The organism is Novosphingobium resinovorum (assembly GCF_027922145.1).
In the GTDB taxonomy this organism is placed as follows: Bacteria; Pseudomonadota; Alphaproteobacteria; order Sphingomonadales; family Sphingomonadaceae; genus Novosphingobium; species Novosphingobium resinovorum.
The window spans coordinates 285567-303325 of record NZ_BSFC01000021.1 but is presented as its reverse complement, the minus strand read 5'-3'; the positions used below and the strand labels follow the sequence as shown (position 1 = coordinate 303325).

The 17759-nt window shown below is 65.9% G+C and carries 15 protein-coding genes; 10 read left to right on the top strand and 5 right to left on the bottom strand.

Annotation, left to right across the window (positions count from 1 at the left end; genetic code table 11):
* Positions 1-117 precede the first annotated feature (117 nt).
* The 3 genes from PKE80_RS13800 to PKE80_RS13790 all read left to right on the top strand — a co-directional run bounded on the left by PKE80_RS13800 (position 118) and on the right by PKE80_RS13790 (position 3608).
* A complete protein-coding gene (locus tag PKE80_RS13800; RefSeq protein WP_271182968.1) occupies positions 118-1071 on the top strand; it encodes an ornithine cyclodeaminase family protein in 954 nt (317 codons plus the stop codon).
* The gene (locus PKE80_RS13795) at positions 1071-3149 is read left to right on the top strand and encodes an amidohydrolase family protein (protein ID WP_271182967.1); all 2079 of its coding nucleotides are present in this window, start codon (positions 1071-1073) and stop codon (positions 3147-3149) included. Before PKE80_RS13800 ends, PKE80_RS13795 begins: the two co-directional genes overlap by 1 nt.
* Positions 3150-3308: 159 nt before the next feature.
* Positions 3309-3608 carry a hypothetical protein gene (locus tag PKE80_RS13790; protein ID WP_271182966.1) on the top strand — a complete coding sequence of 100 codons (300 nt, stop codon included), beginning with the start codon at positions 3309-3311 and terminating at the stop codon, positions 3606-3608.
* A gap of 18 nt (positions 3609-3626) precedes the next feature.
* On the opposite strand, the gene pcaF is transcribed toward PKE80_RS13790, so the two are convergent.
* From pcaF to PKE80_RS13775, 3 genes are read right to left on the bottom strand one after another with little or no spacing between them, the layout of a single operon-like run.
* Positions 3627-4835: a 3-oxoadipyl-CoA thiolase gene (pcaF, locus tag PKE80_RS13785; RefSeq protein WP_271182965.1), complete on the bottom strand. Its 1209-nt coding sequence runs from the start codon at positions 4833-4835 to the stop codon at positions 3627-3629.
* Positions 4836-4883: 48 nt separating this feature from the next.
* Positions 4884-5540 carry a 3-oxoacid CoA-transferase subunit B gene (locus PKE80_RS13780; protein ID WP_271182964.1) on the bottom strand — a complete coding sequence of 219 codons (657 nt, stop codon included), beginning with the start codon at positions 5538-5540 and terminating at the stop codon, positions 4884-4886.
* Between the two features lie 14 nt (positions 5541-5554).
* The gene (locus PKE80_RS13775; protein WP_271182963.1) at positions 5555-6241 is read right to left on the bottom strand and encodes a 3-oxoacid CoA-transferase subunit A; all 687 of its coding nucleotides are present in this window, start codon (positions 6239-6241) and stop codon (positions 5555-5557) included.
* A gap of 131 nt (positions 6242-6372) precedes the next feature.
* Here PKE80_RS13775 and PKE80_RS13770 point away from each other — a divergent pair, with 131 nt between their 5' ends.
* Positions 6373-7137: an IclR family transcriptional regulator domain-containing protein gene (locus tag PKE80_RS13770; protein WP_271182962.1), complete on the top strand. Its 765-nt coding sequence runs from the start codon at positions 6373-6375 to the stop codon at positions 7135-7137.
* Positions 7138-7141: 4 nt separating this feature from the next.
* Here PKE80_RS13770 and PKE80_RS13765 read toward each other — a convergent pair whose 3' ends face one another.
* The gene (locus PKE80_RS13765) at positions 7142-7897 is read right to left on the bottom strand and encodes an IclR family transcriptional regulator domain-containing protein (RefSeq protein ID WP_271183153.1); all 756 of its coding nucleotides are present in this window, start codon (positions 7895-7897) and stop codon (positions 7142-7144) included.
* 354 nt (positions 7898-8251) lie between these two features.
* On the opposite strand from PKE80_RS13765, the gene PKE80_RS13760 reads away from it, so the two are divergent.
* From PKE80_RS13760 to PKE80_RS13740, 5 genes are all read left to right on the top strand, one after another.
* Positions 8252-9568: a M24 family metallopeptidase gene (locus PKE80_RS13760; protein WP_271182961.1), complete on the top strand. Its 1317-nt coding sequence runs from the start codon at positions 8252-8254 to the stop codon at positions 9566-9568.
* On the top strand, positions 9565-10914 hold the full coding sequence (locus PKE80_RS13755; RefSeq protein ID WP_271182960.1) for an MFS transporter: 1350 nt from the start codon (positions 9565-9567) through the stop codon (positions 10912-10914). The genes PKE80_RS13760 and PKE80_RS13755 overlap by 4 nt, the downstream gene beginning before the upstream one ends.
* Positions 10898-11383 (top strand): nuclear transport factor 2 family protein, encoded by a 486-nt coding sequence (locus tag PKE80_RS13750; RefSeq protein WP_271182959.1) that lies wholly within the window; start codon positions 10898-10900, stop codon positions 11381-11383. Before PKE80_RS13755 ends, PKE80_RS13750 begins: the two co-directional genes overlap by 17 nt.
* Before the next feature lie 339 nt (positions 11384-11722).
* On the top strand, positions 11723-14251 hold the full coding sequence (locus PKE80_RS13745) for a TonB-dependent receptor (RefSeq protein WP_271182958.1): 2529 nt from the start codon (positions 11723-11725) through the stop codon (positions 14249-14251).
* 61 nt (positions 14252-14312) lie between these two features.
* On the top strand, positions 14313-15917 hold the full coding sequence (locus PKE80_RS13740) for a GMC family oxidoreductase (protein WP_271182957.1): 1605 nt from the start codon (positions 14313-14315) through the stop codon (positions 15915-15917).
* Here PKE80_RS13740 and PKE80_RS13735 read toward each other — a convergent pair.
* Positions 15892-16359, bottom strand: coding sequence for a nuclear transport factor 2 family protein (locus tag PKE80_RS13735; RefSeq protein ID WP_271182956.1), 468 nt, complete (start codon positions 16357-16359; stop codon positions 15892-15894). The genes PKE80_RS13740 and PKE80_RS13735 overlap by 26 nt on opposite strands.
* Positions 16360-16592: 233 nt before the next feature.
* Between PKE80_RS13735 and PKE80_RS13730 the strand changes: the two genes are divergently transcribed.
* Positions 16593-17708: a class I SAM-dependent methyltransferase gene (locus PKE80_RS13730; RefSeq protein WP_271182955.1), complete on the top strand. Its 1116-nt coding sequence runs from the start codon at positions 16593-16595 to the stop codon at positions 17706-17708.
* Positions 17709-17759: the final 51 nt, after the last annotated feature.

Below are 17759 nucleotides of genomic sequence, written 5' to 3'. Positions count from 1 at the left end.
CCCTGTCATTGGTGCATTGAATTGCCATCGAGCCTAGGCAAATGCGCGAAGTCGGGCAAGCATTACGCTGGAACGGCGGCTAGCGTGTGCGCACAGGGAATTGAAAGGACGGCACCGATGAAACGCGACGAGCTGACGATCTTCGACAGCGAGGCGGTGCGCGAGAAGCTGTCCTATCCCGATTGCATCCGCGTCGTGCGCGAGGCGATGATGGCGCTGTCTTCGGGCGAGACGCGCCAGCTGCTGCGCACGATGCTGTCGCTGGGCCCGGGTCGCACCTTCGCCCAGATGCCCGGAGCGCTTGGCGAGCGCGACATGTTCGGCACCAAGACCATCAGCGTCTTCGCCGATCCGCGTTCGCCGGGCCTCCGGCGTCACCGGGGTCTCGTCGTGCTGTTCGAGCCCGAGGAAGGCCGCCCGGTCTGCGTGGCCGATGCCGAGGAGATCACCCATATCCGCACCGCCGCCGCCACCGCCGTGGCGACCGACGCGCTGGCGCGGCCGGACGCGCGCACGCTGCTGATCGTCGGCACCGGCGGGCAGGCGCATACGCATCTCAAGGCCCTGCCGCTGGTGCGCGATTTCGAGCGCGTGCTGATCTGGGGCCGCACACCCGACAAGGCCGAGGCTCTGGCGGCGCAGTACGCCCACCTCAGGGCAGAGGCCGTGACCGACCTGCCCACGGCGGCGGGCGAGGCGGACGTCATCTGCACCCTGACCACTGCTTCCGAGCCGGTGCTGAACGGCGAGTGGCTGAAGCCCGGCGTCCATGTGAACCTCGTCGGCTCCAGCGGTCCCGGCCCGGTCGAGGTCGACAGCGCGCTCGTCGTCAACAGCCGCTATATCGCCGACAGCCGCGCTTCCGCGCTCGATGCGGCGGCCGAATTCATCGTCGCGCGGGAGAAGGGCCTGATCGACGACGCCCACATCGTCGCGGAGATCGGCGAAGTGCTGCTCGGCCGCGTGGAGGGGCGCCGCTCCGAATGGGATATCACCGTCTACAAGTCGCTCGGCCATGCGGTGCAGGACCTTGCCGCCGCCGCTCACCTCTACCGGAGTTCGATCGCCTGATGTTCCGCATGCCCTTGCGCGCCGCGCTGTTCGCCTCGACCCTGCTGGTAACGGTCCCCGCCCACGCAGAGCACCTGCGCTACAGCGTCGTCTCCAACGGCGAGAAGGTCGGCTTCGTAGACGCCGACGTGCAGGGCAATCGCGTCGCCATCGAGTACGACGTCAAGAACAACGGCCGCGGCCCGACCATGCGAGAAACCGTCGAACTCGGCCGCGACGAACTGCCCACGCGCTGGGAACTGGACGGCAAGGCAACGTTCGGCGGCGACGTTCACGAACGCTTCGCGCGCGAAGGCAGCACGGTGCGCTGGACAGACTCGATGGGCGAGAAGCAGGCGGTCGCCAGCGGCCCTGCGCTCTACGTCGGGCAGAACGCCAGCCCCTGGGCGCTGGGGCTTTACGCCCGCGCGCTGCTCAAGGATGCGGACGGGCGCATGGCGGCGTTCCCCGGCGGCGAACTCGCCATCGAGAAGCTCGGCCCGGCCATCATCGGCAAGGTCCGGTATCAGGCCTACTCGATCAGCGGCATCGACCTTTCGCCCGAGATGATCCTGCTTGACGGCAAGGGCGAACTCTTCGCCACGCTCGACAGCGGTGGCGGCACCGTGCGCGAGGGGCATGAGGGCGAAGTGGCCGCCCTCAACGAACTCGGCACCCGGCTGACCGCCGCGCGCTATGCCGCGCTTCAGAAGCGCTTCGCCCATACCATCGACGCGCCGGTGCGCATCCGCAACGTGCGGGTGTTCGATCCTGCCAGCGGCACGCTGGGCGATCCGGTCTCGGTGGTCTTCGCGCACGGCCGCATCACCGGCATCCAGCCGCTCGACGAGCCCGCTACGCCGGGCGAGGCGTTGATCGACGGCAAGGGCGGCACGCTGCTGGCGGGTCTGCACGACATGCACGCGCATATCGGGCTGGAATCGGCGATGCTCTACATCGCCGCCGGGGTCACCTCGGTGCGCGACATGGGCAACCACAACGACTTCCTGCCCGGCCTGATCGACCGCATCGGCAAGGGCGAGGTGGCCGGGCCGCGCATCACCGCCAACGGCTTCCTTGAAGGCCGCAGCCCGTATTCGGCGCGCCACGGTATCGTCGTGGACAGCGAGGCGGCGGCGCTCGATGCGGTGCGCTGGTACGCCGCGCGCGGCTACTGGCAGATCAAGATCTACAACAGCATGAACCCGGCATGGGTGCCCGCCATCGCACGCGAGGCCAAGCGGCTGGGCATGGGGCTGACCGGGCACATTCCCGCCTTCACCAATGCCGATGCGATGATCGCGGCGGGCTATGACGAGATCACCCACGTCAACCAACTGATGCTGGGTTGGGTGCTCGACATCAAGGAGGACACCCGCACCCCGCTGCGCCTCACCGCAATGCGGCGCACGGCGGGGCTGGACCTCGATGCCCCGCGCGTGAAGACGACGCTGGATACGATGGTCGCGAAGCACATCGCGCTTGATCCGACGGCGGTGACGCTGGAACTGCTGATGCTCAGCCGCGACGGCAAGCCGTCTCCGGCGGTAGCGAGCTATATCGACCACCTGCCGATCGGCCTCCAGCGCCGCCGTCGCCAGGCCATCGCGCCGCTGAGCGAGCCGGGCGACGATGCCGCCTATCTGGGCGCCTTCGATGCGGTGAAGCGCGTGGTAAAGCGCCTGCACGACCGGGGCGTCACGCTGCTGCCCGGCACCGACGACGGCACCGGCCTGTCGGTGCACCGCGAACTGGAGATCTACGGCGAGGCGGGCATACCCGCCGCCGACGTGCTGCGCATCGGCACGCTTGGGCCGGAGCGCTACATGGGCAACGATCAGGAACTCGGCTCGATCGCGCGGGGCAAGCGGGCGGATTTCCTGCTGCTGCCCGGCAATCCGCTGGCGGACCTGCGCGAACTGCACCGGATCGCCATGGTGGTGAAGGACGGGACGATCTATTTCCCGTCCGAGATCTACCCCGCGTTCGGCGTGAAGCCTTTCGCAGAAGCGCCCGCAATCGCGCTTCCCAGCGGCAAGCCGGCGCCCGCCACGACCAGCGGCGGCGACAGCCACGACGCCGCCGACGAGTTTCTCTAGAGCCGGATGACGTTGCCTTGGATCGTCATCGCGAGGGGAGAGGGGACTAAGGGCGGGTCAATCCGATCTCATCCCACTCCAAAGTGCGCAATGAAATCGCGGTCTTTACTACGCAACCTCGCTTTTCATTGCGCGTAGCCCGTGCGATCTGCGGTCGGGATGAATGATTCACGACTCACCCTGATGGAAGCGATCGCGACGCGACGGTTCGTCACTGCGCGCTACAACGGCAATACGATCACGCTTGCGCCGCACTTGCTGTTCGAGCGGCATGGCGACCTTGTCGTCAGCGCCATGAATCCCGGCAAGGCGCGCCGCAGTGACGAGGAGCCCGGCCTCGGCCAGTTCAAGCTGGCGGGCCTCTCCGCGCTGGAACTGATGGACGAGCATTTCGAGCCGCTGGCGTCCTACGACGGCTCGCCCCCGCGCAGCGACGATGTGCTGATCCTGTCGGTCTGACGGCGGCCGCTGCGGCCCTCAGACCCGCTCGACCGCTAGCGCCAGCCCCATGCCGACACCGATGCACAGCGTGGCGAGGCCACGCCTGCCGCCGGTCTTCTCCAGCTGGTGCACGAGGCTCATGGCGATGCGCGCGCCCGACATGCCGAGCGGATGGCCCAGCGCGATGGCGCCGCCGTTGGGGTTCACATGCGGCGCATCGTCCGGCAGGCCGAGGCCGCGCATGACGGCAAGGCCCTGACTGGCGAAGGCTTCGTTCAGCTCGATCGCGTCGAAGTCGCTGATGGTCAGGCCAAGCCGCTCCATCAGCTTGAGCGTCGCGGGCAGGGGGCCGATCCCCATGACGCGCGGCTCGACGCCGACCGACGCCATGCCAAGGATGCGCGCGCGCGGCGTCAGCCCATGTGCCTTGGCCGCCGCCTCGCTTGCGACGAACATCGCCGCCGCGCCGTCGTTGATGCCGGACGCATTGCCCGCCGTGACGGTGCCTTCGGGACCGAACAAGGGCTTCAGCTTGGTCAGCGTCTCGATCGTGGTGTCGGCGCGGGGGTGTTCGTCGATCGACACCTCCAGCGTCTCGCCGCGCTTCTTCCCCGGCACGGTGACGGGGACGATTTCCTCCGCGAAGAAGCCGGCGCCTTGTGCAGCGGCGGCGCGCTGCTGGCTGCGCAGGGCGAAGGCGTCTTGATCGGCGCGGCTGATGCCGAAGTCCTCGGCAACGTTCTCGCCGGTGCGCGGCATCGTCTCGGTGCCGTAAAGCGCATCGAGCGCCGGGTTGACGAAGCGCCAGCCCATCGTCGTGTCCTCCAGCTTCTGCGCGCGGCCGAAGGCGCTGTCGGACTTGCCCATGACGAAGGGCGCGCGCGTCATGCTCTCGACGCCGCCCGCGATGGCGAGCGCCATCTCGTCATTACGGATCGCCCGCGCCGCAGTGCCGACCGCTTCGAGGCCCGAAGCGCACAGGCGATTGAGGGTGACGCCGGGGACGGTGTGCGGCAGGCCCGCCAGCAGCAGGCTCATGCGCGCGACGTTGCGGTTGTCTTCACCGGACTGGTTGGCGCAACCGTAGAAGACCTCCTCAATGGCGGCCGGGTCGAGCGAGGGGTTGCGCGCGATCAGCGCGCGCATCGGCACGGCGCCGAGGTCGTCGGCGCGGATCTTCGAGAGGCCGCCCGCGTAGCGGCCGATGGGTGTGCGTATGGTATCGCAGATGAAGGCTTCGGTCATCGTGTGGTCGTCCTTTGCACCCTTGTGGGCGTCTTAAGTGCCGCTTGGTCAGACGGGCTCGGCGGCTTTCGTGAAGGCCAGGTCGAGGCCGGTGATGCGGCGCAATTCCTCTATGTCGAGGCCCTCGACCATCTCCACCACGCGCGCGCCGGAGGGGCCGAGGTCGAACACCGCAAGGTCGGTGTAGACCCGCGACACGCAGCCGAGGCCGGTCAGGGGGTAGGTGCAGTTTTCGACCAGCTTGCTCTCGCCCTGCTTGGTCAGAAGTTCCATCATCACAAAGGTTTGCTTGGCACCGATGGCAAGGTCCATCGCACCGCCGACCGCGGGAATCGCGTCAGGCTCGCCGGTGTGCCAGTTGGCGAGGTCGCCGTGCACCGAAACCTGGAAAGCGCCGAGCACGCAGATGTCCAGATGGCCGCCGCGCATCATCGCGAAGCTGTCGGCATGGTGGAAGAAGCAGCCGCCGGTCAGCAGGGTAACTGCCTGTTTTCCAGCATTAATCAGCTCCCAGTCTTCCTCCCCCGGAGCGGGCGCAGGCCCCATTCCGAGCAGGCCGTTCTCGCTCTGCATGAAAATCTCGCGCTCCGCAGGAAGGTAGTTGGCGACCTTGGTGGGCAGGCCGATGCCGAGGTTGACGTAGGCACCTTCGGGAATGTCGCGGGCGACGCGGGCGGCCATCTGGTCGCGGTTGAGGCGGTTCATGGTATCCTCTCCTTTCAGGCCGCTACGGCGATTTGCGCGGGCGCGATCGCGACGACGCGCTGGACGAAGATGCCCGGCGTCACCACCACTTCGGGATCGATCTCGCCCAGCGGCACGATCGCACTGACCTGCGCGATGGTGGTCTTCGCCGCCATCGCCATGATCGGCCCGAAATTGCGCGCGGTCTTGCGGAACACGAGGTTCCCCCAGCGGTCGCCCTTGTGCGCCTTGATCAGCGCGAAGTCGGCCTGGATCGGGTATTCGAGCACGTAGTATTTGCCGTCGATCTCGCGCACTTCCTTGCCTTCGGCCAGCAGCGTGCCGTAGCCGGTGGGCGTGAAGATCGCGCCGAGGCCGGAGCCCGCAGCCTGGATACGCGCGGCCAGATTGCCTTGCGGAACCAGCTCCAGCTCGATCTTTCCGGCGCGGTAGGCGGCGTCGAAATGGTGCGAATCCGACTGGCGCGGGAACGAGCAGACGATCTTGTGCACCCGCCCTTCGCGGATCAGCGCGGCGACACCGTGCTCGCCGTTGCCGGCATTGTTGTTGATGATGGTGAGGTCGCCCACCCCGCGTGCGATCAGCGCGTCGATCAGTTCGTCGGGCATGCCGGCGGTGCCGAAACCGCCGATCATCACCGATGCGCCGTCATGAATATCCGCGACGGCCGCAGCGGCGCCGTCGATGGCCTTGTCGATCATCCGACTCTCCAAAGGCTTTATGTTGAATGCTGACCTCGCGTGTCTGCCTCTGGGTAGGTTGCGTCAATCGGTAAACGTGATATTGTCCGGTAATCGGTTGTTTAGGTGTGCGCATGCAGGATTTCGGGCAATTGGACGCGAAAGGCGATCCCGAATTCATGACCTCGCTGGCACGGGGACTGGCGGTTCTGCGCTGTTTTGCGGACAGCGAACGGCCGATGACGATCGCACAGGCGGCCCGCTTGACGGGGCTGAGTCGTCCGGCGGTGAAGCGCTGCCTGCATACGCTCGTCAGGCTCGGCTACGCGGTGCAGGACGGCACGCTCTATGCGCTGCGCCCCAAGGTTCTGGCGCTCGGTTTCGCGTATCTTTCGTCAAGCAGCCTGGCGATGCGGGCGCAGCCCCTGCTCGACCAGTTGCGCGACGATCTGCACGAATCCTGCTCCCTCGGCGTGATCGAGGAGGATGAGGTCTATTACGTAGCGCGCGCGGAAGTGTCGCGGATCATGTCGATCGCGCTGCGGGTGGGTAGCCGCCTGCCGCTTTACTGCACCTCGATGGGGCGGGTGATGCTGGCCGGTCTCGACCGGGCCGCACAGCAGGCGTACCTGCGGCGTACCGAACTGACCGCGCGCACCGACCGGACGGTGACGGAACCCCTGGCATTGCTGGAGATCCTCGATCACGTCGCGCAGGAAGGCTACGCGATCATGGATCAGGAACTGGAGCGCGGGCTGCGCTCGGTGGCGGTTCCGGTGATCGTCGATGGCCGCGTGATCGCCGCCGTCAACATCGGCACCCAGGCGGACCGGGTGTCGATGGCCGACCTGCACTCACGCTACTTGCCTGCGCTCAGGCGAGTGGCGCGCGATCTGGCGGCCTTGCGGCCGGTCTGACGGGTCAGTGCGTGGTCGCGATGGTTTCCGCCGAACTGCGCAGACGATCGAGATAGCGGTCGATCGCCACGGTCTCCTTCATGGCCGAGGCGAAATAGGTCATCGTCAGGACGTTCTCGACCCCGCCATCGCGCATGATCGGGATCGCGAGCGAAGCGGTCTTGCCGTTCTTTTCGTAGACAGATGGGCGCCACGCGTAGCCCCTGCTGCGCACTTGTTCCAGCGAACGTAGCAGTTCCTCCACGTCGAACATGTCGTTGCGGGTGTCGGGGTCCATCTCGCCGCGCAGCAGGTCGTGGGCGCAGTTTTCGGACTGATAGGCCAGCCACGCCATGCCGGTGACGCTGCCGAGCACCGGAAACGTGCTGCCGGGCTTCCAGTTGAAGAAGGTCAGCGTGGTTTCATGGTGGGTCGATGCACGGATCACGAAACGGCGGCCGACGCGCTCGGACAGGAACACCGGCCAGCCGATTTCGCGCGTCAGGTCGCTCATCAGCGGCTGCGCGGCGGTGCGCAGCTTCTGACCCTCGTAGCCGCTGGCGAGCGACTGGACGAGCGCGGTCGGACGGTAGCGCTTGCTGCGGTCCTCACGCTCGATCATGCCTTCGTGAAGCAGCGTCTGCATGATGCGGAACGCCGTGGGATAGGGCAGATTCTCGTGCCGCGCGATCTCCGACATAGAGACGCTGCCGAACTCGTTGATCGTTCGAAGTACACCCAAAGTCCGGCTTACGGAGCGAATGGGAACGCCGCTTTCCATCATCTGCCTTGCCCCTTTATCAGGCTCATCCGACCGGCTATAACCCTCATGCCGGCGGTATGGCGTGACTGTCTGCGGGCGATGACACGACAGTTTTTTGAAATCACTGACGACGAATTCAAATCTATCCGCCTGTCGGAGATTTAAGGGCCGATCCCGGCATGGGGCGGTTGGCCATGACGATTGCCGACCATGATAACCCTTTTCATGCAGATACTTGCTCTGAAGTTTTCGGCTAACGAATAACTCGTTCGGTTCTTCGTGACCGGCGCTGACCCTGCGTCAATCATCTCCGGCGAAGACAAATGGGCGACTGCCGGTCACTCGGCGCCGCGCCCGTCAGGAGTTTACGCGATGATCGATGCTGCGGACGTATGCGAAGGAACGCTGGCGAAGTGGCTGGCGCCCGAACTGATCGAGCATACCCGGCAAGGCGAGATGCTGGTGCATCGGGACCGGGCGGACCGGATCATGGACAAGTACGGGCTGGACGGGCTCGTCGCCGCGCTGCCCAGCAATATCTACTACCTCTCCAGCCATCTCGGCATTTCGGCGATGATGGGCCGCCATTATTCGAGCTTCGCCGTGCTGCCGCGCAATCGGGAGGCTCCGGCCTCGCTGATCGTCAACGGGTCGATGGTCTATCATCTCGACTACCGCCCGACGTGGATGCCCAGCGTGGAGGTCTTCAGCTACCCGATCGGCACCGACGCGGCAGGGCGGGCCATTCCCGAACCGTTGCCGAGCCCGTGGGCCAGGGCCATCCGCGAGGACAGCATGACCGATCGCGACCGGCTGCTGATGGCGCTTTACGCCGAGTATGAAGGCAAGACCGGCGCCTCGGCAGGCGGATCGCTGGCGAATGCGCTGGCGAAGGCCGGGTTGACGCGTGGAACGCTCGGGTTCGACGATATGCGCGTACCCGGCGTTCTGGGCGCGGACTTCCATGGCAAGGCGGTCGATGCGCTCAACATCTTCCGCGAGATCCGCATGGTGAAGTCCGAGCCCGAGATCGCCATTCTGCGTCAGGCGGCGATCCGCAACGAAGCCGCGCTGGATGCGGCGATCGCGACCATGCATATCGGCCAGCCGCTGCAGGACATCGACATCGGCCACCAGCGCAAGTGGGGCGAGCTTGGCGGCAAGTCGCTGTGGCTCATCGTCAACCAGCGCGGTCTCAATTCGGGCATGGTGGAGAAGGACGAGCCGACCAAGATCGACAGCGTCGGCGAATATCTGGGCTACAAGGGCGACGTCGGCCGGACCATCGTGGTCGGTACGCCGCCTGACGAAGTCGCGCGCCGGGCGGAGGCGAACAGCGCCGCGCTTGCGGTGTTCTATGCGGAAGTGCGGCCGGGGATGACCTATGCGCGCGGCTCGGAGATCATCCGCGACGTACTGCGGCAGCACGGCTTCGAACGCGGGCTGGGCGGGGCGCACCCGGTCGGTCTGGAGCACACCGACCAGCCCTGGCCGGTCGGCGGCGAGCCCGATCCGGCGTACTTCGAGGACGTCATGGTGTTCGAGGAAGGCACCGTGTTCACCATGGACATGCCTTATCACGAGATCGGCTACGGCACTTCGCATGTCGAGGACATGATGGTCGTGCGCGCTGACGGCGCGGAAGCGCTGTCGTCCGGTGACACCTCGCTGCGCATCCTCCCGGCATGAGTATCGACGCTGCCGAAGAAGCCTATCCGAGCCGGTTCAGGGCTTGGTGGGTCGTCGCGGCGATGTTCGCGGCGTCGATCGTCTCGGTGATCGACCGGGGTATCCTGACCTTGGTGGTCGATCCGGTGCGGCGCGACCTTGGCATCTCGGACGTGCAGATCAGCCTGCTGCTCGGGCTGGCTTTCGGGCTGTTCTATGCCGTGGCCGGCATTCCGCTAGGGCTGATGGCGGACAGGTTTTCGCGGCGGCGGCTGCTGATCGTGGGCATCGCGGTGTGGAGTGCGGCGACGTTCCTCGGCGGTCTGGCGGGCTCGTTCGGGGAACTGTTCACGGCGCGCCTGCTCGTCGGACTAGGCGAGGCGGCGCTGGCCCCTTGCGCGGTCTCGATGATCGGCGACATGTTTCCGCCGGATCAGCGCGGCAAGCCGATCAGCATCTATCTGCTCGGGCAATCCTTCGCTGGGGGGCTGTCGATCATGCTGACCGGCGCGATCGTCAGCGCGGTTCCGGCGGGCCGCTTCGCGTGGATCGGGCTGCTCGACGGGATGAGTGCGTGGCGCGTCGCCTTCGTGTTCTCCGGGCTGCTGGGTATTCCGGTGATCCTGCTGCTGCTCACCTTTCGTGAGCCGGTGCGCCGGGGGACAGCCAGCGCCGTCGCGCGCGTGCCGTTTCCCGAAGTGCTGGCCTATCTCGGGCGCAACTGGACGGTATTCGTGCCGTTCTACGGCGGGTTCGCGATGCTGGTGATGATGACCTACAGCATCAACGCATGGGGCGCGACGTACCTTATGCGCCGCTTCGCGATGATCCCGGCCGAGGTCGGGCAGTGGCAGGGCTCGGTCGGCATGGTGCTGGGCACGCTCGGCGCGCTGCTGGCGGGGGTGATCGTGGACGGGGTTTCGCGCCACGGACACCCGGGCGGCAAGTTCCTCTACCTCTTCGCGGTTTCGGCGATGCTGTTCCCGGCAACGCTGATGGTGTTCATGCCGACGCCCGCGACCGCGATCATGACGCTGGGGCTGGTCAGCTTCTTCATGCCGATGATCGGCACCGGCATGGTGACCGGCGTGCAGGAACTGGTGCCGGGCAACATGCGCGGCATCTGCGTCTCGCTGTTCGGGCTGTTCAACACCATCACCGGGCAGACGCTCGGGCCTTATCTCGTCGCGGCGGTACGGGGGGGCGGTGCGGAGGACGGCCATGCGCTGGGCCTCGCTCTGACGCAGATCTGCCTGCCCGCGCTGACCTGCGCGGCCTTGCTCTACCTCGTGGGCTACTTCGCCTATCGTGCGCGGCTGCCCGACATCCAATCTCGACAGGGGATCGACCATGCGTTTCCATCGTAAACTGGCGCTCGCGATCGGTGCGCTGGCGGCGTCGGGCGGGCTGTTCGCCGCTCACGGCTACAGCAAGGCCAGTGAGGCCGCCGAAGTCCAGCGTATCATCTGGGCCAAGGAAATGGCCATTTACCAGGGGCGCAGCAAAGGCATGGTGGACTTCTACGTTGACAATGCCTCGCCCAATTTCCTCGCCTGGACGGCCGGTACGCCCGCGCCGTTCCGCATCGACAAGTTGCGCGCGGGCAAGCAGGCGATGCGCGGGCGCGACAAGGAAGTAATCGAGACGACCTTCCGCGATTTCAGCCTCTCGGGCGACACCGCGGTGATCTATTACCAGAACCACCGCACGCGGATGCCCGATGGCACCGTGGTCGACCAGACGTACGACAACATCCACGTCTGGCAGAAGACCGACGGCGAGTGGAAAGTGCTGGCGAGCATGTCCCGCCCGATGCACAGCTGCCCGCTGAGCTGATCCTTTCAATCCCGAACAACCTTCGTCATTGCGAGCGTAGCGAAGCAATGCAGGGCCGCGTAAACCGCCCTGCATTGCTTCGCTGCGCTCGCAATGACGATTGAGGGTAAAGTCATCGCGCTGCGGCTCGGCGCCTTGTCATATTCGGCATTCGCGGGCTGCGGACGCAGATATGCGCGGCAAGTATCCACGATAAGAATATCTCGATGCGAACGAGTTGGCGGTTCGCGCCCCTCGGGTGAACTTCTCTCCCGTATCCCGCAGCAGGCGCCGTCGCCCTGGCCGGGGACGACCGACACGTCGGTCCATAACAATCATATCTACAAGGGGGCTGAATCCATGAAGAAGTACGCCATCATGCGCGCGGCGAGCGTCATCGCCCTCGCCCATGCCTATACGGGAACCGCATTCGCAGAGGACGGCGGTTCCGCGCCGAGAGCCGAGGAGGGCGGCCAGCTGACCGAGATCACCGTCACCGCACGCCGCCGCGAGGAGACGCTGCAGTCGGTGCCGCTGACGGTGCAGGCGTTCGGCGCCGATGCGATCGAGAACAAGGGCATCCGCGACATGGCCGACGTCGTGAAGCAGACGCCCGGCATCTTCATGGACAAGGGTTTCGTCCAGCAGGACGTGCGCCCGAACATCCGCGGCCTTCCCGCCACGCGCGGTCGTCCGCCGGTGGGAATCCTGCTCGACGGGATCGACATTTCCTCGGAGTCCATCGCCTCGGCCGGTGGCGGCAACCTCGCGAACATGAAGCTGGTCGATCTGGAGCGGATCGAGGTGGTGAAGGGGCCGCAGTCGGCGCTCTATGGCCGCGTGGCTTTCGGCGGCGCGATCAACTACATCAGCAAGGAGCCGACCAGCGACCGGGTCGAAGGCTACGTGAGCGGCGAAGTCGCGACCTACAGTCAGGCCGAGTTGCGCGGCGCGATCAACCTGCCCGCCACGGGTACACTGTCGTTCCGCTTCAACGGGGCCTATTCCTACTTCGACGGGTTCTACGACAACGACGTCACCGGCAAGCGCATCGGCGGCTACGAGTCCAAGGGCGGCGCGGTGGCCGCGAAGTTTCAGCCGTCCAGCGACGTGAAGCTCGTCGCCCGCGCGAGCTATTCGGACGACACCTACGAAGTGCGCCCGCAATACTATATCGGCGGTGCGCCCGAGGTGAATATGCGTGAGGCTATCGCGCTGCCCTCGGACGTGGCCGGGCAGCAGGTCGGCATCATCGGTGCGCCGCAGACGACGATCGGCTCCACCGCCTATGTCGCGCAGCGCGGCAAGATCGGCAAGGGCATCGGGCGGGTGATGCTGTCCGCCGATCCGGCGACCGGGGAGGATTTCCCAGGCACGCACGTCAAGACGTTCCTCTCCAGCCTGCGCGGCGAATTCGCCGTAAGCGACAACATCACGGTCTCTACCTGGACCGGTTTCACCCGCTCGCGGTCGCGTCAGCGGCAGGATGCGGACTTCTTCGGCCGTCCCTTGACGTCCTATACGCAGGCCGGCGTGACGCAGCTTGCCGAAGTGCCCGAAGGCGGCATCGCGACCGGCTTCTTCTTCTTCGACGCCGCGACACTGACCAAGCAGTTCAGCCAGGAAGTGCGCATCGGCGACCAGACCAGCAGCGGCTTCCGCTGGGCCGTAGGCGGCCTCTACTGGTGGGAGGACGTGAAGCAGAAGCTGGGCAGCATCTCCAACGCCGGGTTCAGTGCGGGCGGGCAGCCGGTCAACATCTATTCCAACCTCGCGCTGCTGGGAGGCTATGGCCCGGCGCAGGATCAGGGCCGCACGACCGAGCACTATTCCGCCTACGCCCTCGCCGAATACGACCTGACCGACCAGTTGACGGTCTCCGCCGAAGGCCGTTACGGCAAGGAGAAGTACGACTATCTCTTCGCGCGCAGCATCGCCATCTCGACGACGGCGGTGAACGGGGTCTATCCCTTCGCGCTGACCGGCAGCGTGTTCGAGGCGAGCACTTCGACCAACTACTTCGCGCCCAAGGTGGGACTGACCTACAAGGTCAATCCAGACCTCATGTTCTACGGTTCGTTCTCGCGCGGGATCAAGCCGGCGGGCATGTCGCAGGTGCAGACGCCGAACCCGGACGATGCGGCGTTCGGCACCGAAAAGCTCAACAACTACGAGATCGGCTTCAAGTCGAGCCTGTTCAACCGGCGGCTGCGTTTCAACGCCTCGATCTTCCGGATGGACTACAAGGACAAGCAGGAATCGACGCTGGTGCCGGTGGATTTCAGCGTCAACCCGCAGGGCAACGTCAGCCTCGTGCAGAACGTCGGCGGCGCGCGGATCGACGGCGCCGAAGTGGAACTGGCGGGCGTCATCGCGCCGGGCCTGACGTTCTCTGTCGGGTATACGTATCTCGATGCGCGCTACACCGATTACGACCTGCCCTCGACCAGCCCGATCACGATCGCGCTGGCGGGCGGCTGCACCATCCGCACCGAGGGCAATCTGAAAGGTTGCTTCGTCAACCTCGACGGCAAGCGGCTGGAAGCATCGGCGCGTCACTCGGCCGTGGGCAGCCTGAACTATCGCGCGCCGCTGACGGGCGATCTCGACCTGCTGCTGGAGAGCGACATCCAGTATCGCAGCCGTCGTTACCAGGACAATACCAATAGCTACTGGTACGCGCCTTATGCCAATGTCGATCTGCGGGCGGGCGTGGAGAACGATCGGTACTCGGTCATCTTCTTCGTGACCAACCTGTTCGACAATCGCTCCATCCAGTCGGCGCAGTCGGGCGGCGATACGCAGGCGCTGCCGTCGGGTGGCCTGTCGATGGCGGCATTCGCTGCCGACAAGCGCCAGTTCGGCCTGCGCGGCCGGTTCAACTTCTGAGTATCGGCGACACCGGCCCGGAATTGCCTCGGGCCGGTGTCGCACTTGAACGAGACAGATCATGGCGCTTTCCAGCACTCACGTCACCATCGGCGGCCGGCCGGTCGACCCCGGCTTCCTTGCGACCGCGAGTTGGGACCATGTCATCGTTGGAGGCGGCTCGGCCGGTTGCGTTCTGGCCCGGCGGCTGTCCGAGGATGGCGACCGGCGGGTACTATTGCTGGAGGCAGGGAATGAGGCGGAGGATCCCGCGATCTGGTCCCCGCCTGCCTGGCCCGGCCTTGCGGGTGGGGCCAACGACTGGAACTACGCCTCGACACCGCAGCCCGGTCTTCTGGGCAGAAGCGTCGCGCAGCCGCGCGGCAAAGGGCTTGGCGGCTCGACGCTGATCAATGCGCTGGGTTTCCAGCGCGGGCCTTTGCGCGCCTACGACCGATGGGCGCAAGCGACCGGCGATCCGGGGTGGGGGGGAGACGGTCTGTTGCCCTACTTCCGCCGATTGGAAGCGGCGTCCTCGGGCGATCCTGAATACCGCGGGCAGGACGGCCCGCTGAGCGTGCTTCGCATAAGCGACGTGGCGGAGCGCAACCCCCTCTCGACTGCGATCCATGAGGCGGGCGTCTCGGCCGGTCATGGTGCCAATCCCGATTGGAACGCGGAGCGGTGCGACGGCACGGTCTGGACCCAGCTTACTGTCCGCGATGGTCGCCGTGATACCGCAGTGAGTGCCTTTGTGGACCCGGTAAGGCACCGCCCCAATCTGTGCATCGCGACCGGAATTGCCGTGCGGCGGATCGTGTTCGATGGCAGGGTCTGTACGGGAATAGAGGCGCTGACTTCGGCCGGACCCGTTATGATCGGCAAGGTCGCCGAAGTGATCCTGAGTGCAGGGGCGATCGACACGCCGCGCCTGCTGATGCTTTCGGGCCTGGGTGATCCCTCGATGCTGGCGGCACAGGACATTCCGGTGGTGCTGGACAGCCCCGAAGTCGGCCGTAACCTGCAGGATCATCCGCTGGTGCCCGGGCTGCTCTTGCGCGCGCGCCACCCCGTTCCGGCATCCCGCTTCAACCACTGTGAGTCGCTGATCATCGCAGGCAGTCGCTTCATGGACGAAGTGCCCGACCTGCAGATCATGGGGCTGACGGTGCCGTTCCTCAGCCCTGAGCTGGGCGCACCGCCACCGGACAGCTTTTCCTTCGTGCCCGCGCTGATGGCGCCGATTTCGGTCGGGTCGTTGACGCTGGGAGACGGAAAGGCGCTGCGGATCGACCCAAACTATCTGGCCGAGGCGCAGGACGTCGAGGCTCTGGTCGATGCCTTCGAAATCAGCCGCGAGATCCTGTCGCAACCGGCGCTGCGCGAATGGGTCGCGGCGGAAGTCCATCCCGGCCCCGGCATACGGGATCGCAAGGCGCTGGCGGAGCACATTCGCCGCACCGCGTCGCCGTTCTTCCATCCCGTCTCGACCTGCCGCATGGGTCGCGACGACCTTGCGGTTACCGATCCGCAATGCCGGGTACGTGGCATGGAGGGGCTGCGGATCGTCGATGCCTCGATCATGCCCTCGATCCCGCAGGCCATGACCAATGCGGCGGTGCTGGCTCTGGCCGAGCGGGCCTCAGATAGTATTCGTGGCCTCAGGGGGCAGCCGACCCCGGCGTGATCCGCGCCATTCCGGCGAAGACGTGCCACTTGCCGTCCTCGCGCAGCCAGGTGTGCGTCGTGTCGAAGTGTTCGTCGCACGGCGTGCCGTCCGCGCGGCGCGTACGGTGGGTGTTGTAGTAGATGACCGCCGTGTTCCCATTCATCGAGAAGTCTACGAATGTCATTTCCAGCTTCTCCTGCGATGTGTGGGTCGCCGCTGCGCTGGCCTTCAGTGTCGTCGTGCCCAGCGGCTTCGCGGAGACCGGCGGCCATGCGAGGTAGCCCTTCGCCAGATTGTCGGCATAGCTGCTGAGGTCGCCCTTTGCGCGACCGGCATAGATCGAGCGTTCCAATGCCCAGATCTCATCCTTGGCCTTAGCGATCTCGGCGACGCTCTGGGCGTGCAGGGCGCAGGGAGCAAAAGCGGCCGCAAAAGTGAGTGCGATCATCATACGCTTCATGGACGGTGGACCTCGTTCTGATGGGAATGGGCCAGTCGGCCTTGCCATGAACATGGTGCACGGCCCGCCCCGGAGAAACGCCGTATTGGCGGCCTTTTCACCAGCCGAAAGAGCGGCGAGACTGCAGAGGTGGACTTTCGCCTGACGAAAACCGGACACGGTCGCAAGCGACGGGTTTGGAGCGGGGGGATAGTATCGGCCGATCCTGTTTCACCAATGACGGAGCCGGGGCGATGAATACGCCGACGAACACCGCGTCGAACCTGAATTCCAGCACCATCACACAGCGCAGCCGTGCGGGTCTCGACGCTCTGGCGGCTATGCTGAAGTATTCCTCCACCAGCCTGCGCTCGGTCGCCCGGGAGGACTTTCTCGCAACCGAGCAGGGCGCGCAGCTGGCCCGCGAGCACGAAGATGGAGCCACCGGGGCCGAAGAGGTCGCCGCCCGCGTCGACAGCGCGATCAAGGTGGCGTCAGCCCTCCCGGTGCATCGCATGGAGCGCTTCGTCCAGCGCTACGTCGCCGAGGAGATGATGAGTCGCAACGTCGTCTCGGTCGAGGAGATGCGCGATTTTCACGTGATGCAGGATGCCGCTCCGGTCCAGGGCGCGGGCGGTACGCTCGAACTCGACGGGGATGCGCCGCTGCCCGCTTACTACGAAGGCGTTCACTACCACCTCTCGCCGCATGGGGCGGAGGACTACGATCTCGGTGCTAAGGGCGGCGGGATCGGCCGGGTGTTCCGCTACGGCGGTTTCGCGGCGGTGCCTCCGAGTTCCAACATCGGCTCGCAGCGCATCGATGTGGTGCGCCAGTTCCGGCAGTCCGACCTGAGGCGTATCCTCGAGATTGGCTGCGGCGGGGTCTTCACGCTCATGGCGATCCACCGCGTCTTTCCGGAGGCCGAATTGATCGGCTGCGATCTCAATGGCCAGACTTTGGCGGAGGGGTTCAGGATCGCCGAGCGCATGGGGATGAAAGTGACGCTGCGGCAGCGCGACGCGCGCGATACGGGCGAGGCGGCCGGCAGCATCGACGGCGTCTTCAGCTATGCGCTGCATCACGAGGCACCCGTGGAGGTCAACCGCGAGATGTTCCGCGAGGTGTTCCGCGTGCTGCGCTCCGGCGGCGAGATCGTGATCTCCGATCCCCCGCCGTTCCGCGGGGTCGATATCTTCGACGCGGTTTTGCTGGAGTGGGACAACGACCACCGCGAAGAGCCCTATTTCCGCGAAACCTGCCTTGCCAACTGGGAGGACGAACTGCGCGCGATCGGCTTCGTGGATGTCGAAGGTTACGCACTGGGGGATCACGGCTATCCGTGGGTGACGCGGGCCGTGAAACCCTGAGGCTTATCGCGTACGAAAAAGGGGCGGGCCGGAGAACGGTCCGCCCCTTTT